The following is a 21,864-nucleotide window of genomic DNA, read 5'->3' as shown; positions in this document are numbered from 1 at the left end:
GGGACGCGACGGGGACCGGACGGTTCTCAGCGCCCCCGTCCGCCGCCGTTCCCGCCACTGCCACTGCCACTGCCACTGCCGTTGCCGTTGCCGTTGCCGTTGCCGTTGCCGTTGCCGTTGCGGCCGCTGGCACCCGCGCGCGACGCGGTGTTGCCCGTTTGACCGTCGCCGGTGGTGGTCGGGGTCTGCGATGCATCGGTGGTGGCAGTGGCGGTGATGATGCGCAGGCGCTGCTCGTAGCCCGCCCCGTAGGGCAGGTCCAGGCACCCGGGTGCCGGGTTGCCGCGACCCGCATCCGTGGCCTTCGAGCTTCGGGTGGGCTGGGGCGCGCCCGATGGCGAAGGCCCGGCGGCCATGGCGGACAGGGCCGACACACCCAGCAGCGCGCTGGTCAGGACAGCGAGGGACCGGTGAGCAGCCATGGCGTGCAGCCTGTGGGCTTGCTCAGCGGTTGTTCATGCGGCCTGGACCTTTGCCCATGCCACCGCCAGCACCGGGCCCGGTGCCAGCACCGGTACCTGCGCCTGCCCCAGTACCGGGGCCAGCACCAGGACCCTGACCTGCACCTTGACCCGCACCCTGACCCTGCGAGAGCGGGGTCTCGGGCAGGGTGATGCCCTGGGCCGCGGCGCGCTCGCGGATCAGCGCATGCTCTTCGGCCCGGATGCGGTCCCGTTCTTCCTCGGTGGTGGCGTTCTGCATGCGGATGCGCATTTCGGCCTGCTCCTGCTCGGTCATGAACTGGCGGCCGGGGGCCTCTGCCGGCCCGGCGGCCATGGCGGCGCCAGCGGTCAGGGCGAGGGCCGCGAGCAGGGCGGCGAGTGTTCGAGAGGGTGTCATGGTGGCTCCTTGTCAAACAGGTTGAACGGTGTGGGACCTGCTCGAAGCAACCTGGACGACGGGCCGGTCGGCGGTCGGCAGCGCTGTGCACTGGAACCGATGGGAGGATGCTCGGCCCGCCGTGTCTCGGGCCGATGGCGGCAGCGCCGTGCTGTGTGGCACTGTGTGCCGGTGTGTGTCAGCCGGTGTTGGCGGCCGGGCCGGCCGGCCCGTCTGCGGTGGCGGCGGCCTACACTTCCCCGCATGGGTACGCCTGCTCTTTCTCCGGCCGCGCTGCGTGTGCTCGTGGTCGACGACGATCCCGATCTGTGCAGCCTGCTGTCCGACTACCTCTCGGCCAACGGTTTCGGGGTGCGGACCGTTGGCGATGGCGCGGCGATGCGCGAAGCGCTGGCCAGGGAGTTGCCCGACGCCATCGTCATGGACCTGATGCTGCCGGGTGAAGACGGGCTGTCGCTCACGCGCAGCGTCAAGGCGCAGTGGGACATTCCGGTGCTCATGCTCTCGGCGCGCGGCGAAGAGATGGACCGCGTGATCGGCCTGGAAGTGGGCGCCGACGACTACCTGCCCAAACCCTTTGGCCCGCGCGAACTGCTGGCGCGATTGCGCGCCGTGCTGCGGCGCGGGCACCCGGCGCCCGCGCCAGCGGATCGCGTGTCCGCCGAACCTCCGGGACCTGCGGCCACCCGGGAGCGCAAGGCGTTTGGCCCCTACCAGCTCGACACCGCCGGCCACCGCCTGCTGCGCGAAGGGCGCGAAGTGCCCCTGACCAGCGCGGAATACGCGCTGCTTGCCGCCTTCGTCGGCCACCCCGGTCGGGTGCTCTCGCGCGATGCGCTGGTGGACATGCTCAAAGGCTACGACCGCGACCCGTTCGATCGCAGCGTGGACAGCCGCGTGACCCGCCTGCGCCGCAAGATCGAAGCCGACCCGGCGGCGCCGCAGTTCATCCGCACGGTGCGGGGCGAGGGCTATCTGTTCAACCCGCAGGGAGGCGGCGCGTGAAACCGGCCACCGGTCTGGTGCGGCAGCACACGGTGTTGCTGGCCTCGGCTTTTATCGCCATCGAGCTGCTGGTGGTGCTGGCTTTTGTCTGGCTGGTGATGCTGCCGCTGGCGCGCCGTTCGGCCGACGACCTGGCGGGCCTGATGGTGCTGTCGGCCCAGACCTGGGCCGAGCTGCCCCCGGCGACACGCCCGGCGTTTGAAACCGAACTGCGCTTGCGCCAGGCCCTGCGCATCCAGCCCGATGTGGCCGGGGTCAGCCAGGCCGAATGGCACCCCCCATTCTTCTACCTGCTGGAAGAGGCCCTGGTCCGACGCGTCAGCCCCGAGCGGCACCTGATCCGCACCACGGACGCCGCGGGCGACGACTGGTTCTGGGCCCGCCTGCCCGCTGGCGGCGGCACGCTGGCGGTGGGGCTGTCGAGCGAGCGCATCAACAGCCGGCCCCTGGCGGTGCTGCTCATCGGCCTGGCCGCGGGGCTGGCGGTGGCGGTGGGGCTGGCGCTGCTGCTGGCGCGACGCGTGGTCGCGCCGCTGGCGCGCCTGGAGCAGGCCAGCGCCCAGCTGGGGCAGGGCGAGGCGCCCGCGTTGCTGCCCGAGACCGGCCCGCGCGAGATCGTGGCGCTGAGCCGGCGCTTCAACACCATGGCGGTGCAGGTGCGCGAGCTGCTGTCGGCCCGCACCACGCTGCTGGCCGGTGTGTCGCACGATCTGCGCACACCACTGGCGCGCATGCGGCTGGCGCTGGAGATGCTGCGCACGCAGCCCAGCGCTTCGCTGTTGGACCGGCTGGAGCGCGACATGGAACTGATGGACCAGTTGATCGGCAATGTGCTGGACCTGGCGCGCGGGCTGGCGCACGAGCCGGCGACCCCCGTGGACCTCGCGGCGCTGCTGCAGGCGCTGGCGAGCGAGCATTCCACCGCGGCCTGCCTGGTGCAGGTGCGTTGCCCGCCTTGCGTGCGGGCGGTGCCCGCGCTGTCGCTGCGGCGCGCGCTGGGCAATCTGCTGCAGAACGCCTTGCGGTACGCGCCCTCGTGCCCGGTGGAGCTGGTGTGTGAACAGGACGGCGCCGAGTGCCGCCTGGGCGTGCTCGACCGTGGGCCGGGCATTCCGGCCGATCAGGTGGAGGCCATGTTTCACCCCTTCCAGCGCCTGGAGCCCTCGCGCAGCCCCAAGACCGGCGGCAGTGGGCTGGGCCTGGCCATCGTGCGTGAGCTGGCGCAGGCCAATGGCTGGCGCGTGTCGCTCAGCCCCCGGCCGGGTGGCGGCATGCAGGCCTGGGTGGTGCTTTGAGAACGCCCCGGCGGACCGCCGAGCCCGATCAGAGGCGGGTATCGGCGAGCGGCCTTTTGGCGCCCGGCGCGGGCGGCGAGGTGGCGCCCGCGCCACGCGCGAACGTGACCACGTGGTCCACCTCGGCGCGGATGCCGATCCACTCGCCCACGGCGTGGTTGTGGTGCGAGGGCACGTGGGTCATCAGCACCTCGCCACTGGCCAGGCGCAGGGTGTAGAGAAACTCGGAGCCGCGAAACGCCTTGCGGATGATCTGCGCCCTGGCCGGCGCGCCGTCGTCGTGCACGATGTCGTCGGCGCGCAGCAGCACGTCGCACAGCCCCGCCTCGTAGGCGCTGGGCAGCGGGCATTCGTCCACGTCGTGCAGCGCGCCCAGCGGCGTCTGCACCGACACCTCGGTGCCCACCAGCTGGATCTGCGCGGGGGCGAACACCCCGTGGCCGATGAATTCGGCCACGAAGCGCGTGGCCGGGCGGTGGTAGAGCGCGTAGGCATCGTCCCACTGGTGCAGATGGCCCTCGTGCATGACGCCGATCACGTCGCCGATGGCAAAGGCCTCCAGCTGGTCGTGCGTGACGAACAGGGCGGTGGCGCCAGCGGCCTTCAGGATGCCGCGCACCTCGTGCGCCAGGCGCTCGCGCAGGTCCACGTCGAGGTTGGAAAACGGTTCATCCAGCAGCAGCAGGCGCGGGCGCGGCGCCAGCGCGCGGGCCAGCGCCACACGCTGCTGCTGCCCGCCCGAGAGCTCGTGCGGAAAGCGGCGCTGCATGCCGTCCAGCCCCACCAGCTGAAGCACCTCGGCCACGCGGGCCTCGCGTTCGGCGCGCGGCAGGCGGTCGATGCCGAAGGCCACGTTGCGGCCCACGTCCAGGTGGGGAAACAGCGCGTAGTCCTGGAACACCATGCCAATGCGGCGCTGCTCGGCCGGCATGTGGCGCTGGCCGTCGCTCACGGTCTCACCTTCGAGCGTGATGCTGCCGCTGCTGACGCGCTCCAGCCCGGCCACGGCGCGCAGCAGCGTGGTCTTGCCGCAGCCCGAAGGGCCGATCAGCACGCCGATGTCGCCGGCGCGCAAGCCGAGCGACACGCCGTCCACCGCCGCTTGCGGCTGGTCGGCGTAGTGCACACGCAGTTGCGAGACGTTCAAGAACATGGTACTGATTGTAGATAACTACAATTCTCATTTGTGTTGATGCGGATCAATGTCCGACCCTGGCCCTGCGGCGTGTCGACCATGCCATCATCCAGGCGTTGTTTGCGCCCGTTACCCCCGTCCGTTTCCTCACCCACCCTCATTGCCCCTCATGCTGCGCTGGCTGGCCCCGACCCTGTTGCTCCTGCTGGCCCTGGCGCTGACGCTGCCCGTGCTCTCGCTCGGGGCGTCCTGGCTGCAGTTCGACGCCGTGGCGCGCGATGTGCTCAGCCAGATGGCGCAGACCGTGCTGCCCGAGTACGCGCTCACCACGCTGCTGCTGTGCGTGAGCGTGGCGGTGGGCGTGGCCGTGGTGGGCATGACCACCGCCAGCGCGGTCACCCTGTTCGACTTTCCTGGCCGGCGCCTCTTTGAATGGGCGCTGCTGCTGCCCCTGGCCATGCCGGCCTACGTGGTCGCCTACGCCTACACCGACTTTTTGCAGTTCAGCGGCCCGCTGCAGGTGGGCCTGCGCGAAGGCTTCGGCCTGAGCGGGCGGGTGTTCCCCGAAATCCGCAACACGCCCGGCGCGGTCTGGGTGTTCACCTTCTCGCTCTACCCGTATGTGTACCTGCTGGCGCGCACCGCGCTGGCCGAACGCGCCGCCCAGTTGATGGAAGCCGCGCGCCTGCTGGGCGCACCGCTGGCCCGGCGCATCCGCGAGGTGGCGCTGCCGCTGGCGCGCCCCGCCGTGGCCGCCGGCGTGGCGCTCGCGCTCATGGAAACCCTGGCCGACTTCGGTGTGGCCAGCTACTTCGGCATCCAGACCTTCACCGCCGGCATCTACAAAGCCTGGCTCTCCATGGACAACCGCCTGGCCGCGGCGCAGCTGGCCACCGTGCTGCTCGCCACCGTGGCCCTGCTGCTCTGGCTGGAGCGCCGCGCCCAGCACCGCATGCGCTTTGCCTCGCTGCGCGGCCAGCGCGCGGGCAGCGCCGAGGCGCAGCCGGTGCGCCTGCGCGGCGGCCGTGCGGTGCTGGCCGTGGTGGCCTGCGGCCTGCCCATCCTGTTCGGGTTCGTCCTGCCCGTGCTCTTCATGCTGCGCCCGCTCATCGGCGGCTGGGACGAACTGCCCTGGACCATGTTCGTGCAGTGGTCGCGCAACAGCGTCTGGCTCGCCGGCCTGAGCGCCGCGCTGGCCACCTTCATCGCGCTGGCGCTGGCGTTCGCGCTGCGCGCGCGGCCCGGCGTGGTCACGCGCGGCGTGGTGCAGCTCGCCAGCCTGGGCTACGCGGTGCCGGGCGCGGTGATCGTGGTCGGCATCCTGCTGCCGGTGGGCTGGGTGCAGATGGTCCGACCCGAGACCAGCGTGGGCTACTTCGTCACCGCCACCGCGCTGGGCATCGTCTGGGCCTACCTGGTGCGCTTCACCGCGGTGGCGCTGCAGTCCGTGCAAAGCGGCTACGCCCGCATTCCCGGCAGCCTGGACGACTCGGCCCGCATGCTCGGCACCACCGGCGCCGGCCTGGCCGCGCGCGTGCACTGGCCGCTGCTCAAGCGCTCCACCGCCGCGGCCCTGCTGCTGGTGTTCGTGGACGTCATGAAGGAACTGCCCGCCACCCTGGTGCTGCGCCCCTTCAACAGCGACACCCTGGCCGTGGTCACCTACCAGCTCGCACGCGACGAGCGCCTGGGCGAAGCCGCCTTGCCCGCGCTCACGCTGGTGCTGGTGGGGCTGGTGCCGGTGATTCTGCTGAGCCGGACGCTGCGGGCGCGGTGAGGGGCCTAGTGGAGAGCTGGCATTAACCTCCCTGGGCTTGGACATACTCCTGTCATCAAATTCGTTTGCTTGCTGTCGCTGGAGGAGCCAAAAAGGAGCGCATGGCATTGAGGTCCAAGTTTCAGAGGTTTTAGCCGAGGACTTATCTGTGAGATTTCACGAAACATCAGCCTCTGAACCAGATTTAGAGTTTGATGCCCGTATGACCACTGATGGCGGTGTAGCTGCCCCCTGCGAAGTATTGATATGGCTTCCTCGTCGGCCGGAGGACGATGCGAAGGTTGAAATCACGCTACGGCGGAATGCGCAATCGGTTGACCTTCGAGGGCTCGTGCGCCTTCGCTCGGCGGAACACGTAGAGAAGATGGGGTTGCGCTTTGAGGCGGACGACGTTTTTGTGCGAGTCGGAACCTCAAATTCTCTGCGTCCTGGCGCTGCCCGGTTAGCGCTGGCTCATATAGGCCGTTTTCGAATTACCCATACGCAATCGGCGGGAGAAGGCGCAAACCCCGATGCCCTCGAAGGCTTCCGGTTGGTCATCAGTTCGTTGAGTTATGGCGGCCAACGTGCGACCCCATCGTCTCACTACCTAGGTCACCGCAACCTGACGTTTCATGGTGAGCCCAAGTCGTTGCGCTTCTGTTTGCCCGAGGGAGTTCACGCGTTCGAGTTGCAACGCCACTGGACGTGGAGGTCATTGGACAACGGCAACAGCGTGCAGGCGACAAGCGTTCCAGTCTTGGTTCTTACGACATCACCAAGCGCACTCACCCTGACCCAGGTAGACAACCTCATGCAACTTGGGGAGGACGCATGTACGTTGCTTTCTCTCGCAGCCAGGCACCGAGTTGTTCCTCACATCATCCGGTACTCAGGTGCTGATTTTCGTTTCGAGGAATGGCGAAATCCGCTGTGTCGTCAGCGTGGCGTAACGGAAGAAGACGCGACAGGGCCACTCGTTGATCAAGCTGATTTGGAAGTCTATTTTGAGCGTTCTGCCAGTTGGTGGATTGGGCTGAACCCTGATCAAAAAGATGCTGTTCGATTGGCGATATTTGGCATAAATAGACTCACTGAATCGACCATGGAGTCGGACTTCATGGGGAAGTTTTCTGCACTTGAAGGGTTGGCGAAACGCTGGGGTACGGGCGGTACAGCACGGGAAAAGTTCGACTTTCTGCTTAAAAAGTACCCGTTGCATATTGGGGGGCTGTGGCCCTTGTTTGAGAGCGATGGAGGCGTATCGCTCTATTGGCTGCGTAACGAGATTGCGCACGGTCGCACGGTGACACGGCTCTCAGGAGCGCTGTCGATCGCAACCGACCATTTGCAGCTGTGGCTTGAGCACACCCTGCTTGCGCTGATCGGTTTTACGCGGGTGCATTCGAACCTAGATTGGCTCTCTGCTCAGGTGCCACTTCAAAATTCTGACGTTGCGACTCTCAGGCGTGAGTTGCATGTTCAGTCCAAAGGTGCAAAAAAAAGCAGCAACCAGGGGTCGTGAATTGTCGAGTACCAGGGTGGCAGCTTTGGCTCGTGAGTCGGGTGATCCAACGCAATAGGCACCACCCCCTGGGGCACGTTCTGCAGAATCCCATCACCGTCACTTCGGCCCCATCTCCTTCGGTCCCCCGTTCACCGCCCAGGCGGTGCCAAACCGGTCGGTCAGCATGCCGAAGGTGTCGGCCCAGAAGGTGGCGCCCAGCGGCATCTGCACCGTGCCGCCTTGGGCAAGGGCGTTGAACACGCGCTCGGCGTCGGCCACCTCGGGATAGGTCAGCGCCATCATCACGCCCTTCATGCCATCGAAGGGCACGCCGGGCGGCGTGTCGCCGGCCATCAGGGCAAAGTCGGGGTGCACCAGGTAGGCGTGCATGATCTTGTCGGCGTGTTCGGGCGGCACCGGTTCGCCGTCGGGCATCTGCCCGAACGTGATCAGGGCTTCGAGCTTGGCGTCGAGCACCTTGGCGTAGAACGCCATGGCCTCGGCGCAGTCGCCGTTGAAAGACAGGTAGGCACACAGTTGTGGCATGGGGTTTCCTTTCAGGGGATGGTTTCGGGGTCGAGCATGAGGACGACGGACCAGGCCCGCGGTTTTCGACACGAATCCGTCGCGCGCCGACGAGCGGTTGGCCGGGCTCGGCGCTGTGCCCGGGTGGTCGACCCGAGGCCATCGCCGAATTTCTGGCCGTGCACGGAGAGCACGGACACAATCCCCCGACAGGCATTTGTTTTCAACCCTTGACCCAGGAAGGACAGACAGACATGGACCCGTTTCTGCAAGCCGCGATCGACGAAGCCCAGGCCGGCCGGGATGAGGGCGGCATCCCCATCGGCTCGGTCATCGTGCACCAGGGCAAGATCATCGGACGCGGCCACAACCGGCGCGTGCAGCAGGGCAGCGCGATCCTGCACGGCGAGATGGACGCTTTTGAAAACGCGGGCCGCCAGAGCGCGCAGGTCTACCGCGAGTCGGTGCTCTACACCACGCTCTCACCGTGCCCCATGTGCAGCGGCGCCATCCTGCTCTACGGCATTCCCAAAGTGGTGATCGGCGAAAACCAGACCTTCATGGGCGACGAAGACCTGCTGCGCAGCCGGGGTGTGGCGGTGGAGGTCCGGCAGGACCCGACCTGCGTGGGCCTGATGCGCGATTTCATCGCCGCCCAGCCGCAGCTCTGGAACGAAGACATCGGCGAGCCCTGAGCGGGCGGTGGGCGCCCATCACAGCCGACCGGGCGCGGCTCCTGGCGAGGGTCGGTTTGGGGGGAGATGGTGCGGCCAGTAGGAATCGAACCTACATCTGGCCCTTAGGAGGGGCCCGTTCTATCCATTGAACTATGGCCGCGGGGAACGGCGCATTGTAAAGGTGGACCGCCCGGGCCTCTGGCTCACGGCGCGTCGGCGGGGGCTTCGCGGTCGCGCAGGCTGCTGTGGGTGGGCACGTGTTCGCCCAGGAAGTCGAGGAAACAGCGCACGGCGGGGGTGAGGCCACGGCGCGAGGGGAACACGGCGTGCACCACGCCACGCGGTGTTCGCCAGTCGGGCAGCAGCCGGACCAGCCGGCCCTGGCGCAGATCGTCTTCGCACATGTAGCTGGGCAGCCAGCACATGCCGGTGCCGGCGAGCGCGGCCACCTGCAGTGTGAGCAGATCGTCGACCACGTAGCGCGGGGTGTGCTGCAGGGTGGTCTGGCGTCCGTCCGGGTCGGTGAGCGGGATGCTGGCGCGGCCGTCGGTGGTGGACATGGCCATGCTGTCGAGCCGGCTCAGCTCGTCCACCGTGGTGGGCGTGCCCTGGCGGGCCAGCAGGGCGGGGCTGGCCACCAGCACGGGCACGTCGTCCCCCAGGCGCTTGACCACCAGGCTGCCGCTGTCGTCGAGCGTGGTGCGCACGCGCAGCGCCACGTCCACACCTTCTTCCACCAGATTCACCACGCGGTTGCTCACCAGCATTTCCACGCGCACCAGCGGGTGTAGCGCCAGGAAATCGGGCATCAGCTCGGCCAGCACGGTCTGCGCCAGCGTGACCGGGCAGGCCACGCGCAGGGTGCCGCGTGGTTCGGTCTGCACCTGGGCCACGGTATCGGCCGCGGCCTGGGCCGATTCGCGCAGCGCCTGGCAGTGGCGCAGATAGGCCTCGCCCACCTCGGTGAGCGAGAGCTTGCGCGTGGTGCGCTGCAGCAGGCGCACGCCCAGCTGCGCCTCCAGCGCGGCCACGCGGCGCGACAGCCGCGACTTGGGCAGGCCCAGCGCCCGCCCGGCCGCCGCGAAGCCCCCGCGCTCCACCACTTCGGCGAACAAGAGCATGTCGTTCAGGTCCTGCATGGCGTGTTCCTCGGTTGATTGTCCTGATTATGGAACGATGAATCTTGAAATGAGTGACTTATCAAGGAATCGGTACAAAAAGACAATCTATCTACCGCCACGCCACGTGGCTCCTCATTCCCCCCTTCAGGAGATCACCATGCAACTGCTGCACATCGATTCCGCCATCACCGGCGAACAGTCCGTCTCCCGTCAGCTCACCGCCCGCACCGTGGCCGCCTGGGTGGCCAGCCACCCCGGCACGCAGGTGCAGCACCTGGATCTGGCCGCCGACGTGGTGCCCCACCTGAGCGCCGACGCCCTGGGTTTCCGCACCGGCCAGGCCGCTGAAACCGCGATCCAGCGCGAAGAAAACGCGCTGTCCGAAGCGCTGGTGAGCCAGTTCCTGGCCGCCGACGTGGTCGTGATCGGCGCACCGCTCTACAACTTCTCGGTGCCCAGCCAGCTCAAGGCCTGGATCGACCGCGTGGCCCAGATTGGCCGCACCTTCAAATACACCGAAACCGGCCCGGTGGGCCTGGCCGGTGGCAAGACGGTGATCGTGGCGGTCACGCGCGGCGGCGTGTATTCGACCAGCGAAGCCGGCCGCGCCATGGAGCACCAGGAAAGCTACCTGCAGACCGTGTTTGGCTTCTTCGGCATCACCGACGTGCGCTTCGTGCGCGCCGAAGGCGTGGCCATGGGCCCCGACGCCAAGGCCCAGGCCCTGACCACGGCCGAAGGCGAGATCAAGACCCACACCGCAGTGGCTGCCAACCAGGCCGCCTTGGCCGAAGCGGCCTGATGGGGTCAATCGAATCTTTGGGTAAAGATCAGATCCAGAGCGTTTTCTTCGCCCGCGCGGGCGCGCAGCGTCAGGCGGCGTGACAGGTCGTAGAACATGGACACCGTGCCCATGGCGCCGGCCAGGCTGCGCTCGTAGGTCAGGTACAGCTGGCTCGACAGGCGCTTGCCCACGGTGACCGCGGACGCGGTGGTGGTGCCGTTGCTGGCGCTGCTTTCGCCCCGGTAGCTCAGTTCGTCCAGCCCGAGCGCGCTGGCCAGGCGGCTGTCGAGCCCGCCTTCGTTGCCCGCCAGCAGCGCCAGCGCGGCTTGCTGCAGCACGGCGGCTTCGGCGCCCGCCCCGCTGGCCGGGCGGCCCAGCACCAGCCAGGCGAGTTTTTCGCTGTCCGGCAGCTCCGGTGTGCTGATCAGGCGCACGCGCGGCGTCTGCGCGCTGCCGCTGATCTGCACGCCCACGCGCTGGCTGTCGTCGCGCGCCTGCGGGCGCACCGCGACGATGTCCAGCGTGGGGTTGTCGTAAGGCCCGGCGAATCGCAGCACGCCGGTTTCGATGGCGAGCCGCTGGCCGTAGGCGCGGTAGGTGCCGTTCACGGCGCGCACTTCACCCAGCACGCGCGGCTCGGGCTGCGCGGGCGTGGCGCGCACCTGGAGCTGGCCGCTCAGGCGGGCTTGCAAGCCGCGGCCGCGCACCTCGAACTGCTCGCCCAGATCCAGATCGACCAGCACGTCGGGTTGCACGCGCTGCCCGTCGTCGGCCGTGGGCGGGGGCAGGTTGCGCCCGCCGCGCACCACCACGTCGGCGCCCAGTGAGGGCGTGAGTTCGTCGGGCAGTATGAAGAGCGCCGAGTCGGCGGTGAGCCGGCCGCGGATGTTCAGCAGCGGGCCGGCGAGCTGGGCCGTGATCTGGCCCGAGAGGGTGAGCCGGCGGTCGGCCCGGGTGGACACGCGCAGCTTGCTGGCGGTGGCCTGCAGGTCGATGAAGGTCTGGCGGCGCCCGCCGGGCTCCACCGCGCGCCACTGGGCCACGCCGGTGGCGTCCAGCGTGCCACCGACCTCGGCGCCGCGCGGACCCTGCAGGTGGAAGCGCTCGATGGTGACGCGGTCGCCCGTGAGCGTGGCGCGCAGCTGGCCGTTGGAGAACGAGAACCCGTCCACCACCGAGCGTAGCGCCAGCTGGTCGGCCTGCAGCGTGCCGTTCCACTGCGGCGAAGCGCGCGTGCCGCCGATCGTGGCGCTGGCCTGCAGGGTGCCGCGCATGCGCCAGCCCGGTGGCGCCAGTGCCGACCACACGCCCACCTCGGGCAGTTGCGCGCTGAGCGTGCCGCGCAGGGGCGCGCTGGTGGGCCACCAGCGCTCGAGCGCGCTGGCGCCCGGGGTGGTGTCGGGGGTCGCGGCGAGTTCGGTGTCCAGGCTGGCGCTGGCCTGGCCCAGGCGCTCGCTGTCCCAGCGCAGGCGGGCCTGCACCGTGCGGCCCTGGGCGCTCAGGCTCAGGCTCGCCTCGCGCACGCCGGCCTGCACCCGCTGGGCGGCGCTCCGGCTGGTGCCCGTTGCGGCGTTGGCGTTGTTGTTGCCGCCGCTGCTGCTGGCCTGCACCGACAGGTCGCCACCGGTGCGCTGCAGCCGGGCCGACAGGCGCAGCGGCGTGCCGGCCTGGGCGGGCAGCAGCAGGTCCCAGTCGCCGTCGAACAGCAGGTCGCCCGCCACGCCGGCCTGGGTGATCGGGCCGCCGTTCTGGCCCTCGGCGGTGGCCAGCGCGTCCACCCAGGACAGCGGCAGACCGCGCAATTGCCCCTTGCTCTGGAACGCGCCGGCCTGCCAGCTCAGGCTGTCCCAGGCGAGTGTGAGCGGGCGGGTGGCGATGGGCGCGGCGTTGCGGGCGCTGGCCGTGGTGGAGCCACCCGCCACGGCGCGCACGCTGGGCAGGAGCTGCAACTGACCGGCAGCGGCCTGCAGGGCCAGGCCGGCGGCGCCGGTCTGCACGGATATCGACAGCGGGGCGCTGCTGTTGAGTGTCCAGTCCACCACGCGGTCGGGCCGCGAGGCGTCGCTGGCCTTCAGCCGCAGCGTGCCCAGGTCGAGCCGGGTGGACGCGGGGGCGCTGCCCGTGGCCCGGGTGTGGCGCAGGCGGCCGCGGGTGTCGAGCACCCCGCGCCACGGTACCTGCGCCGCTTCGCCCTGGAGCTGCAGCGCCAGATCGGTCAGGGGGCCGCTGGCCTGCAGGCGCAGCTGGCGCAACTGCCAGGGTGTGTCGCCCGCTACGTCGAGCTGGGGCAGCTCCAGCGAGGCCTCCAGCTTCAGCGGCACCGGGCGGCTGGCACCCGCGCCGCCCGTCTGGGCCGGGGGGGCCGGGTAGCCGAGCTCGGCCAGACCGCCTTGCCAGCGCGCGGCGAGCCGGGCCTGGCCGCTCAGCGCCAGTTCGCGCAGCGCGGGTTGTTGCGCCAGCCACTCGCCCACGCGCGGGCCGATCACCGGCAACTGGTCCAGCCCACGCAGCCAGGTCAGCAACTGGCGGGCTTCGTCGACCCGCAAGGCCAGGTCGCCCCGGCCATCGGCGTGCGCCAGGGCGCCGTCGAAACGGCCGCTGGCACCCGGCAGCCGCAGCGTGGCCTGGCCGGTGAACGCCGTGGCGGAGAGGTCCACCCGGCCCTGGGCGCTGGCCCGGGCCTGCGCGGCGTCGAGCAGGGCGTCGGCGATGTCGAGCACGCCGCCCGCGCCACCCGACGCGGCGGGGGTCCACCGGCCTTTCAGCTTCGCTTCGTTCAGGCGCAGGCCGGGGAGGGGGTTGGCCGGCCGGGCGGAGGAGGACAGCACACGCGCGTCCAGATCGATCGCCGCCGGGGCCGGCCCGCCTGCGCCGCCGGCTGCGGCGGGCGCCGCGGTGCGGGCGCTGAGGCTGGCGTCGAGCGCGGCCGGCGCCAGCGTGCTCCACAGCTGCGCCGGGTCCAGGTTGCGGGCCTGCAGCTCGCCTTGCCATTGCGCCGCCACGCCGGCGCCCGCGGGCTGGAAGGTGCCGCTGGCCTGCACCCGGGCGCGCCCGATCTGCGCCACCAGCTCGGGCAGCAGCCAGCGTTCGCCGCGCTGCTCCAGGCGGGCCTGCAGGCCCTGCAGAGGCAGGCGCTGCTGGTCCCAGGCGCCGCTGTTCGCGTTGCTCAGGTCCACCCGGGCGAGCCAGGCCTGGCCCTCGGGTTGCGCGTGCACCGTGCCGCTGAGCGCCGTGGCCGGGGCCTGCGGCCAGAGCGTGGCCAGGTCCAGCCGGTGGGCGGTGGCGTCCAGGGTCTGCAGCGGCTGCGGGGCCCAGGGCATCACGCGGGCGGTGGCGGCGAGGGTAGGGGTGTCGCTGGCGGCGGGGCTGGATGGCGTTGGCGCCGTGGCGCCTGGTGCAGGCGCTGGCCCGGGCCGCACGTCCGCCGTCACGTCCAGCGTGGCGTCGCGGCCGGCGAGTGTGCCTTGGGCGGCGGCCGTGGCCTGCAGCGCCAGGGGCGCCGAGCCGCCGGGCAGCTCGGTCAGCACCGTGCCCTGGGCGCTCAACACCAGCGGCATCGGGGCCTGCGCGCCGAGCAGGGCCTGCAGGCGGTAGTGGCCCTGCGCCAGTTGCAGCGAATCGATGTTGAGCTGGTGGGTCTGCTGCACACCGGGCCGGTGGCCCAGCGCGGTCTGGTCGCTGGCCTGGGCATCGCCGTAGCGGTAGCGGCCCTGGAGGGTGTCCAGCGTGAGCGGGGTTGCGCCTTCGTAGGTGAAGTGGCCGACCGACCAGGCCAGCGACACCGGCAAGGGCAGGGTGAGCGACTGCACGGGTTCGCCGGGCGGCGTGGGCGCGCGCTGGTCGCGCACCTCCAGCCGTTCGATGGCGAGTTCCTGCAGGTGCACGCCGCGCCCGAGCAGGGCGTCGGTCCACAGGCGCGGGTTCCAGTGCAGGCGCACGCCGTGGGCCTGCACCTCCAGGCCGTTGAAGGTCCAGCGCAGGCGACCGATGCCCCCGCCATGGCGCAGGCTGCCCACGGCGCCTTCGGTTTCGAGCCGCCCCAGGGTGTCGGCGCGGTCGGCCAGCCAGGCCTGCGCCCAGCCCAGGGTCTGGCCGAGCGAGCCGGGGCTGCCGGCCCACAGCCACAGCGCCAGCACGGCGGCCGCCAGCAGCGCGACCGGCGCGCCCAGCAACCACAGCAGCAGCCAGCGCAGGCCGGGCCAGCGCCCGGGCGCCGGCGTGCGCGGGGCTGCTTTGGGCGGAGTGGGGGGCGGGGTCTGGTCGCTGTCCATCGGTGGGTTCAGGCTCTCAGAACGTGAAGCCGACATTGAAGTGCAGGCGCAGGGCCTTGGGCTTCACGCCGTAGGCCAGGTCCAGCTGCAGCGGGCCGACCGGGCTGTTGTAGCGCACGCCGGCGCCCACGCCCCATTGCGGCGGGCGCAGGTCGCCCGGCCGGTCGGCCACGGCACCGGCGTCCACGAACACCACGCTTTCCCAGGGGGTGCGCACGCCGTCGCGCCAGATCGGGCGTTGCCACTCGACGCTGGCCACCGCCAGATAGCGCCCGGGCGAGACCCCGCCGTCGGCCTGGGGGATGCCGATGTCGCGCAGGCCGTAGCCGCGCACGCTGGTGTCGCCGCCGGTGAGGTAGAGCAGGGTTTCCGGTATGCCGGCGTCCTGGCGCGCCCACAGCGCGCCGCCTTCCAGGCGCAGCGCCAGCCGGCCGGCCTGGCCGGGCTCGTCTTCGGTGGGGCGGGCCACGCCCAGCGGCGGCGCGGTGCGGCGCACCAGGCCCTCCAGCGTATTGGCCAGGCCGGACACCCCGGCGTCGATGGGCCAGTAGCTCAGCCAGCGGGTGTGCAGCCGCACGAAGGGGCGGCGCGGGCTCTCCAGCGTGGTGCCCACGCCGACCTCCACGCCCAGGCCGTTGCCGGTCTTGGGCAGGGGCATGCTGTCGAAGCGGCGGCGCGTCCAGGCGTAGTTGATGCTGAGGGCCGATTCCGCGCGGGTGGTTTCCGGGCTGCCGAGCACGGCGTTTTCCGCACGCGCGCGCTCGAACTGCAGGAAGTAGCTGCGGTCCAGCAAGGTGCTGTCCTGCGAGCGGCCCGCGCGCAGGCGCTGGCTGGTGGTGGTGTCGAAGCCGTCGATCTGGCGCGCGGCCTGGGCGCTGGCGATCCAGCGCCAGCCTTCGTTGTCCACCGGCGCGCTCCACTGGCTGCTGAGCAACTGGTCTTCGCGCTCCAGCTGCAGCTTGTTCACCGACTGCCAGCCCAGGCCGGGCACGCGGTGGTGGGTGTATTCGGCCGAGAGGCGCGCGCCGTTGTCGGTGCTGCCGCCCACGCCCAGCACCAGCTTCTGCCGCGGGCTCTCGCGCAGTTGCACCACCACCGGCGCGGCGCCGTCCTGCGGGTGGTCGGTGTCGACGAATACGAACACCGAGTCGTAGTAGCCGGCCGCGGCGATGCGCTGCTGCGCGTCCTGCAACTGGTCCAGGTCGTAGTCGCTGCCGGGCGTGAGGCCGGAGAGGTGCACCAAGTGCTCCACGGCGGCGGCCTCGTAGCGGTCGGCGCCTTCCACGCGCACCTCGCCCACCCGCAGGGGCGCGCCCGAGTCCAGCTCCACGCTCAGGCGCGCGCTGTGGGTCTTGGGGTCGATGTCGGCCAGGCTGTTGGCCACGCGCCCCGTGGGGTAGCGCCGGGCGGTGAGCGTGCGCAGTACGTTCGTCTTGGCGCTGCCCCAGTCGGCCTGGGTGAAGCTCTGGCCGGGCTTGAGCGTCCAGGCGCGGGCGACGGCGTCGCGCTGCGCCGCAGCCTGCGGGTTGCTGGCGATGTCGCCCAGGAAATAGAGGTTGGCCGACTCGACCCGGGTGATCGGGCCGGGCTCGACCCGGATGCGCACCGTGCCCAGCGGGGTGGGGCCGGTGGCGGCGGGCTCGTCGATGTGAATCTGTGGCGCGAAATGGCCCAGCGTGCCCAGCAGGTTGCCCAGGTCGTCGGGTGTCTTGCCCAGCAGCCGGTCCAGCTCGTTGGCGTCCAGATCGCGCAGCGTGCGAAAGCGCATCAGCTCCATGTGGCGCAGCAGGAAGTCGCGCAGCTCGTCGTTGCCGGCCTGCAGATCGACGTCGAAGCGCGGCGGCGCGGGGGCGCGCGTGCGCGGGGTGCGGCGGGTCGCCGAGGGCGCGAGCGTCTCTGCGGCAGCGTCGTCGGTGGCCTCCTGGGCGGCCTCGGGGGTGGGGGTGCCGGTGGCGGGCGCGGGCTCCGGCGGGGGGGTGGTCTGGGCCAGCGCCCAGAGGGGAAGCAGGATCACCGTACCCACCAGCCACCGGGGCGGTCGCGCCCATCCTGCGCGGCGCAGGAATGGAGATTTCATGCGGTGCTTATTTCGACAAGAGTCTCATCGCATCTTCCAGGCCTTTCAGGGTCAGCGGGTACATACGCTGGCCCATCAGTTGCTGGATGACGCTGATGCTCTGTCGATACTGCCACACGCCCTGCGGTTCGGGATTGATCCAGGCAAATTTCGGGAAAGCATTTGTGAGCCGCTGCAACCATTCGGCGCCAGCCTCTTCGTTGTTGTATTCCACGCTGCCACCGGGCTGCAGGATCTCGTAGGGGCTCATGGTGGCGTCGCCCACGAAGATCAGTTTGTAGTCCTTGTTGTACTTGCGGATGATGTCCCAGGTCGGGAACTTCTCGGCGTAGCGGCGCCGGTTGTTCTTCCACATGAAGTCGTAGACGCAGTTGTGGAAGTAATAGAACTCCAGGTGCTTGAACTCGCTCTTGACCGCGCTGAACAGCTCTTCCACCCGCTGGATGTGCTCGTCCATCGTGCCGCCCACGTCCATCAACAGCAGCACCTTCACGTTGTTGTGCCGCTCCGGGATCATCTTGATGTCGAGCCAGCCGGCGTTGGCCGCGGTGGCGCGGATGGTGTCGGGCAGGTCCAGCTCGAAGTCGTTGCCCTCGCGCGCGAACTTGCGCAGGCGGCGCAGCGCGACCTTGATGTTGCGCGTGCCCAGTTCCTGCGTGTCGTCGTAGTCGCGGTAGGCGCGCTGGTCCCAGACCTTCACGGCCGTCTTGCTGCCGCCCTTGCCGCCGATGCGGATGCCCTGCGGGTTGGCGCCGCCGTGGCCAAACGGCGAGGTGCCGCCGGTACCGATCCACTTGCTGCCGCCCTCGTGGCGTTCCTTCTGTTCTTCGAGCCGCTTCTTGAGCGTCTCCATCAGCTCGTCCCAGTCCATCTTGGGCGCATTGGCCTTCTGCTCGTCGGACAGCAGCCGCTCGATCTCCTGGCGCAGCCAGTCGGCCGGGATGGGCTTGGTGAAGTCCGCGATCAGCTCCACGCCCTTGAAGTAGGCGGCAAAGGCGCGGTCGAACTTGTCGTAGTGCTTCTCGTCCTTCACCAGCGCGGTGCGCGCCAGGTAATAGAAGTCGTCCATGGAGCACGCATCCGGGTTGCGCGGCCCCACCACGTCGGCCTGCAGCGCTTCGAGCAGGGTCAGGTATTCCTTGACCGAGACCGGCAGCTTGGCCGAACGCAGGGTGTAGAAGAAGTCGATCAGCATGAAAACTCCCCCGGTGACAGCCGTGGCGTCGGGTGGCTCATGGGCCCAGCGTCAACAAGGTCACTTGTTGTACTCGCCACTGCAATAGGGGTCATAGGGCTGGGATCCATCGCTGCGCTTGGGTTTGTCGCACCGACCTCCAGTGGAGGCACACGCCGACAGCGCGAGCAGCAGCACGGCCAGCAAACCCCATTTTGTCGCCGTCATTGGTGTGGTCCTCATGTCAACGGTTCCTCTGGTTCATGAACACCAGCTTCTCGAACAGGGTCGTGTCCTGCTCGTTCTTGAGCAGCGCGCCCACCAGAGGCGGGATGCTGACCTTGTTGTCGGCGCTCTGCAGCGCTTCGAGCGGAATGTCTTCGGCCATCAGCAGCTTGAGCCAGTCCAGCAGTTCGCTGGTGCTGGGCTTCTTCTTCAGGCCGGGCAGGTTGCGCACGTCGAAGAAGGTCTTCATCGCGGCGGTGAGCAGTTCCTTTTTCAGCTCGGGGAAATGCACGTCCACGATTCTGTGCATGGTTTCGGCGTCGGGGAACTTGATGTAGTGGAAGAAGCAGCGGCGCAGGAAGGCGTCGGGCAGTTCCTTTTCGTTGTTGGAGGTGATGAACACCAGCGGGCGGTGCTTGGCGCGCACCAACTCGCGCGTCTCGTAGCAGTAGAACTCCATGCGGTCGAGTTCGCGCAGCAGGTCGTTGGGGAATTCGATGTCGGCCTTGTCGATCTCGTCGATCAGCAGCGCCACCGGCTGGTCGGCGGTGAAGGCCTGCCAGAGCACGCCCTTGACGATGTAGTTGTGGATGTCCTTGACCTTCTCGTCGCCCAGCTGCGAATCGCGCAGGCGGCTCACCGCGTCGTACTCGTACAGGCCCTGCTGCGCCTTGGTGGTGCTCTTGATGTGCCACTGCAGCAGCGGCAACTTCAGCGCCTGCGCCACTTCCTCGGCCAGCATGGTCTTGCCGGTGCCGGGCTCGCCCTTGACGAGCAGCGGTCGCTTGAGCGTGATGGCGGCGTTGACGGCCAGCATCAGGTCCTGCGTGGCGACGTAGTTTTGTGAGCCTTGGAATTTCATGGACGGGGTCGGATGAGGAGGTGGCGGGAGGGCCTGGGGCAGGCCGGTGCTGCATTCTGTGCGCGACTCGGGGAGGCGAAAGCCGGCGGCGTCAGGGTTATCAATAAGTCGGGGGTGATAGACCAGTCTATATAATCGAGTATTGATTTTTATCAATCATCCATCTCATTGTGCTTGCAAAATGAACCAACTGTTGCCCATGATCGTCCGTTCCGTTGTCGCCGCTGCGACGTTTTCCGCAGCAGCACTGAGCGCTCAGGCGCAGGGTGTCACCGGCAGCGCCGAGGCCGGTCAGAAGAAGGCTGAAATGTGCATCGGTTGCCACGGCATTCCGGGTTACCAGAACAGCTTTCCCGAGATCCACAAGGTTCCCAAGATCTCCGGGCAGTCGGACAAGTACATCGTTTCCGCACTGACCGCCTACAAGAAGGGCGACCGCAAGCACCCGTCCATGCGCGGCATTGCGGGTTCGCTCACCGAGCAGGACATGGCCGATCTGGCCGCGTTCTACACCGCGCAGGGCGACCAGCCCGCCGACGAAACCCCCAAGGCTGCCAACGTGGCCGCCGCGGCGCTGATCGAAAAAGGCGCCTGCGCGTCCTGCCACGGCGCCAACTTCAGCAAGCCGATCGACCCGAGCTACCCCAAGATCGGCGGTCAACATGCCGACTACCTGTTTGTCGCGCTCAAGGCCTACACGGTCGAAGGCAACAACGTGGTGGGTCGTGCCAATCCCATCATGGCCGGCGTTGCCAAGCAGTTCAAGCCCGCCGAAATGCGTGAGATCGCCAAGTACCTGGCCACGCTGGACGGTGAACTCAAGACCGTGCCGCAGTCGCGTTTCCGCTGATCGGTGTCCGCTCATGAAAAAGCCGCTCATCGAGCGGCTTTTTTGTTTCAGTCCGGGTGTTATACCTCTGATGGAAAAAACTCATAAAAATCAATGAGTTAACCAATTTTTGGCGAACGCTAAATGAAAATTAGAATGCCCCGGTGAACGCAAGCCCCTCGCTTAAAGTGTTGAAGCAAAGGGGGCCGGAGAAGGCGATTTCAAGGGTCCTATCCAGTCGCGTACTACGCTCCTGGCCGAAAAAGCGCGGGAAAGCTTGAGGTTGGCGTTGGGCTGCGGGCGAACGACGACAAATGACGCTATCCACCAAGCGCGAACGACTGGAGAAGGTGCGCCTCCCGTCCAGCCACTTGGTAGACGCGAAGCTCGTCCAAGAAGAACTCCATTTGTGGCACCGGGGACGTGAGCAACTCAGTTTCCTGATGCTTTGAAAGCTCGATTGTCGAGCTTATGGTGCAGTGTGGGTTGAACGGGAACGGGCTCCCGTCGAACTTGATGCCCGAATCCAAGAGTGCACGGTGAAGTGCGTCGAAGGGCGCTCGGTCTCGTGGGCAGAGCCAGAAGACAGGAACACCTGGAAATCGACGCATTGACTCGAAGCTGCAGGCGAAGGGCAAGTGGCGGCGCGCAACGGCCGCTACTGCCCTAAAAACGTGCAACGGGTCCTGCCCCTGAGCGATGGTTCCAACACCGGAAGAACCCGCAACGGTGATTTCTGGCGGTAGGCCCGCTTGGTATTGGTCAAAGCGCTGGCGCATCGCGAGGACCTCCGCGCAAGCCGGCTGCGGCAGGTCGAGAACGATGTAGGTGGGCGCCGAAAACGCGTCGGCGGGCATGAAGTAGGGCATATTGTGGCGTCCAAGCGCTGGCCAGCAGTGTAGGGAGTTTGGCCCCGTGCAGCCTCCTGACGACTCGCGACGCGGCCCCCGAGGGGCCGTTCAGGTCAAGGTTGGGCCATCAGAGGCATAACACCCTTCAATCCTGCGTCGCTCTGCGGCGCACCTGATCGATATAGGCCTGTCCGTCGGGCGGACGGCCGGCGCGCTGGCTTTCCCAGAGCATGGTGCCCAGGCACTCCATCACCTCGTGGTGGGCGGCGTGCAGGTCGCCGCGGCGCGCCGCTAGCAGCTCCACCGCCTGGCGGATGCCTGGCGGCTGGTCGATGCTGCACTGCTCGCTGATGGACAGGTGCATGGACAGGTGCAGGAACGGGTTTTCGCTGGTGCCGCTGCCCGGTTCGCCGAGGCGGGCGAGGGCGGCGTCCACGTCGGACAACTCGGCGTGGTACTCGGGGTGTTCGGCGATCCACTGGCCAGCGAGCATCTCGATGGCCTCCATGGGCTGCTGTTGCAGGCGCTTGGCATATACCGCGCAGAAGAAGCGGCGCACATCGGCTTGGGACGGACTGAACATGGGGGCATTGTCCCGCAAGCGGCCCGGCCCTCGGGCGGGCTTGGGTACAGTGGCGCGCTGCATTCAGGAGACACCCCATGACCCAGGCCTACATCTGCGACGCGATCCGCACCCCCTTCGGCCGCTACGGCGGCGCGCTCTCCAGCGTTCGCACCGACGACCTTGGCGCCATCCCCCTCAGAGCCCTGATGGCGCGCAACCCGAACGTGGACTGGGGCGCCATCACCGACGTGCTGTTCGGTTGCGCCAACCAGGCCGGCGAAGACAACCGCAACGTCGCCCACATGAGCAGCCTGCTCGCCGGCCTGCCTCTGGAAGTGCCCGGCGCCACCATCAACCGCCTGTGT

The 21,864-nt window shown here is 68.7% G+C and carries 20 protein-coding genes and 1 tRNA gene; 8 read left to right on the top strand and 13 right to left on the bottom strand.

The window, feature by feature from the left end; genetic code table 11:
* Window positions 1-26: 26 nt before the first annotated feature.
* On the bottom strand, window positions 27-422 hold the full coding sequence (locus tag HTA01S_RS03660; RefSeq protein ID WP_068167242.1) for a hypothetical protein: 396 nt from the start codon (window positions 420-422) through the stop codon (window positions 27-29).
* A 22-nt stretch (window positions 423-444) separates the two neighbouring features.
* Window positions 445-840, bottom strand: a complete 396-nt coding sequence (locus tag HTA01S_RS25485) for a hypothetical protein (protein WP_068167241.1) — start codon at window positions 838-840, stop codon at window positions 445-447.
* A gap of 243 nt (window positions 841-1,083) precedes the next feature.
* Between HTA01S_RS25485 and HTA01S_RS03650 the strand changes: the two genes are divergently transcribed.
* Window positions 1,084-1,845 carry a response regulator gene (locus HTA01S_RS03650; RefSeq protein ID WP_068167240.1) on the top strand — a complete coding sequence of 254 codons (762 nt, stop codon included), beginning with the start codon at window positions 1,084-1,086 and terminating at the stop codon, window positions 1,843-1,845.
* Window positions 1,842-3,140, top strand: a complete 1,299-nt coding sequence (locus tag HTA01S_RS26140; protein ID WP_068167239.1) for an ATP-binding protein — start codon at window positions 1,842-1,844, stop codon at window positions 3,138-3,140. Before HTA01S_RS03650 ends, HTA01S_RS26140 begins: the two co-directional genes overlap by 4 nt.
* Before the next feature lie 28 nt (window positions 3,141-3,168).
* Here the strand turns inward: HTA01S_RS26140 and HTA01S_RS03640 are convergent, their stop codons facing one another.
* Window positions 3,169-4,293 (bottom strand): ABC transporter ATP-binding protein, encoded by a 1,125-nt coding sequence (locus HTA01S_RS03640; protein ID WP_068167238.1) that lies wholly within the window; start codon window positions 4,291-4,293, stop codon window positions 3,169-3,171.
* Between the two features lie 151 nt (window positions 4,294-4,444).
* Here HTA01S_RS03640 and HTA01S_RS03635 point away from each other — a divergent pair, with 151 nt between their 5' ends.
* Both HTA01S_RS03635 and HTA01S_RS25100 read left to right on the top strand, forming a co-directional pair.
* On the top strand, window positions 4,445-6,052 hold the full coding sequence (locus tag HTA01S_RS03635) for an ABC transporter permease (protein ID WP_068167237.1): 1,608 nt from the start codon (window positions 4,445-4,447) through the stop codon (window positions 6,050-6,052).
* 202 nt (window positions 6,053-6,254) lie between these two features.
* Window positions 6,255-7,556 (top strand): hypothetical protein, encoded by a 1,302-nt coding sequence (locus HTA01S_RS25100; protein ID WP_157571965.1) that lies wholly within the window; start codon window positions 6,255-6,257, stop codon window positions 7,554-7,556.
* A gap of 99 nt (window positions 7,557-7,655) precedes the next feature.
* Here HTA01S_RS25100 and HTA01S_RS03625 read toward each other — a convergent pair whose 3' ends face one another.
* Window positions 7,656-8,084, bottom strand: a complete 429-nt coding sequence (locus HTA01S_RS03625) for a VOC family protein (protein WP_068167235.1) — start codon at window positions 8,082-8,084, stop codon at window positions 7,656-7,658.
* Window positions 8,085-8,317: 233 nt separating this feature from the next.
* Between HTA01S_RS03625 and HTA01S_RS03620 the strand changes: the two genes are divergently transcribed.
* Window positions 8,318-8,758, top strand: a complete 441-nt coding sequence (locus HTA01S_RS03620; protein ID WP_068167234.1) for a nucleoside deaminase — start codon at window positions 8,318-8,320, stop codon at window positions 8,756-8,758.
* 67 nt (window positions 8,759-8,825) lie between these two features.
* Here the strand turns inward: HTA01S_RS03620 and HTA01S_RS03615 are convergent.
* Both HTA01S_RS03615 and HTA01S_RS03610 read right to left on the bottom strand, forming a co-directional pair.
* Window positions 8,826-8,900: transfer RNA gene (locus tag HTA01S_RS03615), tRNA-Arg, on the bottom strand.
* 43 nt (window positions 8,901-8,943) lie between these two features.
* Window positions 8,944-9,879: a LysR family transcriptional regulator gene (locus HTA01S_RS03610; RefSeq protein WP_068167233.1), complete on the bottom strand. Its 936-nt coding sequence runs from the start codon at window positions 9,877-9,879 to the stop codon at window positions 8,944-8,946.
* A gap of 139 nt (window positions 9,880-10,018) precedes the next feature.
* Between HTA01S_RS03610 and HTA01S_RS03605 the strand changes: the two genes are divergently transcribed.
* Complete coding sequence (locus HTA01S_RS03605; protein ID WP_068167232.1) at window positions 10,019-10,663, top strand: FMN-dependent NADH-azoreductase; 645 nt, start codon at window positions 10,019-10,021, stop codon at window positions 10,661-10,663.
* 5 nt (window positions 10,664-10,668) lie between these two features.
* Here HTA01S_RS03605 and HTA01S_RS03600 read toward each other — a convergent pair whose 3' ends face one another.
* From HTA01S_RS03600 to HTA01S_RS03585, 5 genes are read right to left on the bottom strand one after another with little or no spacing between them, the layout of a single operon-like run.
* A complete protein-coding gene (locus tag HTA01S_RS03600; protein WP_068167231.1) occupies window positions 10,669-14,916 on the bottom strand; it encodes a translocation/assembly module TamB domain-containing protein in 4,248 nt (1,415 codons plus the stop codon).
* A 16-nt stretch (window positions 14,917-14,932) separates the two neighbouring features.
* The gene (locus tag HTA01S_RS03595; RefSeq protein ID WP_068167230.1) at window positions 14,933-16,993 is read right to left on the bottom strand and encodes an autotransporter assembly complex protein TamA; all 2,061 of its coding nucleotides are present in this window, start codon (window positions 16,991-16,993) and stop codon (window positions 14,933-14,935) included.
* A 7-nt stretch (window positions 16,994-17,000) separates the two neighbouring features.
* Entirely contained in the window at window positions 17,001-18,188 is a 1,188-nt protein-coding gene (locus HTA01S_RS03590) for a vWA domain-containing protein (RefSeq protein ID WP_068167229.1), read from the bottom strand.
* A gap of 60 nt (window positions 18,189-18,248) precedes the next feature.
* Window positions 18,249-18,410: a hypothetical protein gene (locus HTA01S_RS25095; protein ID WP_157571964.1), complete on the bottom strand. Its 162-nt coding sequence runs from the start codon at window positions 18,408-18,410 to the stop codon at window positions 18,249-18,251.
* A 1-nt stretch (window position 18,411) separates the two neighbouring features.
* Complete coding sequence (locus HTA01S_RS03585; RefSeq protein ID WP_068167228.1) at window positions 18,412-19,254, bottom strand: AAA family ATPase; 843 nt, start codon at window positions 19,252-19,254, stop codon at window positions 18,412-18,414.
* Between the two features lie 181 nt (window positions 19,255-19,435).
* Between HTA01S_RS03585 and HTA01S_RS03580 the strand changes: the two genes are divergently transcribed.
* Window positions 19,436-20,104 carry a c-type cytochrome gene (locus HTA01S_RS03580; protein WP_068167227.1) on the top strand — a complete coding sequence of 223 codons (669 nt, stop codon included), beginning with the start codon at window positions 19,436-19,438 and terminating at the stop codon, window positions 20,102-20,104.
* Between the two features lie 299 nt (window positions 20,105-20,403).
* Here HTA01S_RS03580 and HTA01S_RS03575 read toward each other — a convergent pair whose 3' ends face one another.
* The gene (locus HTA01S_RS03575) at window positions 20,404-20,952 is read right to left on the bottom strand and encodes a 2'-5' RNA ligase family protein (protein WP_068167226.1); all 549 of its coding nucleotides are present in this window, start codon (window positions 20,950-20,952) and stop codon (window positions 20,404-20,406) included.
* A 127-nt stretch (window positions 20,953-21,079) separates the two neighbouring features.
* A complete protein-coding gene (locus tag HTA01S_RS03570; protein WP_068167225.1) occupies window positions 21,080-21,517 on the bottom strand; it encodes a DUF1841 family protein in 438 nt (145 codons plus the stop codon).
* Window positions 21,518-21,594: 77 nt separating this feature from the next.
* Between HTA01S_RS03570 and HTA01S_RS03565 the strand changes: the two genes are divergently transcribed.
* The coding region (locus HTA01S_RS03565; protein WP_456318561.1) for a thiolase family protein at window positions 21,595-21,864 on the top strand (270 nt) is incomplete at its 3' end.

The organism is Hydrogenophaga taeniospiralis CCUG 15921 (genome assembly GCF_001592305.1).
Classification (GTDB): Bacteria; Pseudomonadota; Gammaproteobacteria; order Burkholderiales; family Burkholderiaceae_C; genus Hydrogenophaga; species Hydrogenophaga taeniospiralis.
Note: the sequence above shows the minus strand (reverse complement) of the source record. Positions and strands in the feature narration are given on the sequence as shown.

What these genes read in the sequence shown, in the direction of transcription:
- HTA01S_RS03605 (WP_068167232.1), top strand. Translation starts at nt 10,019, where the DNA reads ATGCAACTGCTGCACATCGATTCCGCCATCACCGGCGAACAGTCCGTC.
- HTA01S_RS03640 (WP_068167238.1), bottom strand. Translation starts at nt 4,293, where the DNA reads ATGTTCTTGAACGTCTCGCAACTGCGTGTGCACTACGCCGACCAGCCG.
- HTA01S_RS25095 (WP_157571964.1), bottom strand. Translation starts at nt 18,410, where the DNA reads ATGAGGACCACACCAATGACGGCGACAAAATGGGGTTTGCTGGCCGTG.
- HTA01S_RS03590 (WP_068167229.1), bottom strand. Translation starts at nt 18,188, where the DNA reads ATGCTGATCGACTTCTTCTACACCCTGCGTTCGGCCAAGCTGCCGGTC.
- HTA01S_RS03620 (WP_068167234.1), top strand. Translation starts at nt 8,318, where the DNA reads ATGGACCCGTTTCTGCAAGCCGCGATCGACGAAGCCCAGGCCGGCCGG.
- HTA01S_RS03650 (WP_068167240.1), top strand. Translation starts at nt 1,084, where the DNA reads ATGGGTACGCCTGCTCTTTCTCCGGCCGCGCTGCGTGTGCTCGTGGTC.
- HTA01S_RS03600 (WP_068167231.1), bottom strand. Translation starts at nt 14,916, where the DNA reads ATGGACAGCGACCAGACCCCGCCCCCCACTCCGCCCAAAGCAGCCCCG.
- HTA01S_RS03625 (WP_068167235.1), bottom strand. Translation starts at nt 8,084, where the DNA reads ATGCCACAACTGTGTGCCTACCTGTCTTTCAACGGCGACTGCGCCGAG.
- HTA01S_RS03580 (WP_068167227.1), top strand. Translation starts at nt 19,436, where the DNA reads ATGAACCAACTGTTGCCCATGATCGTCCGTTCCGTTGTCGCCGCTGCG.
- HTA01S_RS03595 (WP_068167230.1), bottom strand. Translation starts at nt 16,993, where the DNA reads ATGAAATCTCCATTCCTGCGCCGCGCAGGATGGGCGCGACCGCCCCGG.
- HTA01S_RS03610 (WP_068167233.1), bottom strand. Translation starts at nt 9,879, where the DNA reads ATGCAGGACCTGAACGACATGCTCTTGTTCGCCGAAGTGGTGGAGCGC.
- HTA01S_RS25100 (WP_157571965.1), top strand. Translation starts at nt 6,255, where the DNA reads ATGACCACTGATGGCGGTGTAGCTGCCCCCTGCGAAGTATTGATATGG.
- HTA01S_RS25485 (WP_068167241.1), bottom strand. Translation starts at nt 840, where the DNA reads ATGACACCCTCTCGAACACTCGCCGCCCTGCTCGCGGCCCTCGCCCTG.
- HTA01S_RS03570 (WP_068167225.1), bottom strand. Translation starts at nt 21,517, where the DNA reads ATGTTCAGTCCGTCCCAAGCCGATGTGCGCCGCTTCTTCTGCGCGGTA.
- HTA01S_RS03635 (WP_068167237.1), top strand. Translation starts at nt 4,445, where the DNA reads ATGCTGCGCTGGCTGGCCCCGACCCTGTTGCTCCTGCTGGCCCTGGCG.
- HTA01S_RS03585 (WP_068167228.1), bottom strand. Translation starts at nt 19,254, where the DNA reads ATGAAATTCCAAGGCTCACAAAACTACGTCGCCACGCAGGACCTGATG.
- HTA01S_RS03575 (WP_068167226.1), bottom strand. Translation starts at nt 20,952, where the DNA reads ATGCCCTACTTCATGCCCGCCGACGCGTTTTCGGCGCCCACCTACATC.
- HTA01S_RS03660 (WP_068167242.1), bottom strand. Translation starts at nt 422, where the DNA reads ATGGCTGCTCACCGGTCCCTCGCTGTCCTGACCAGCGCGCTGCTGGGT.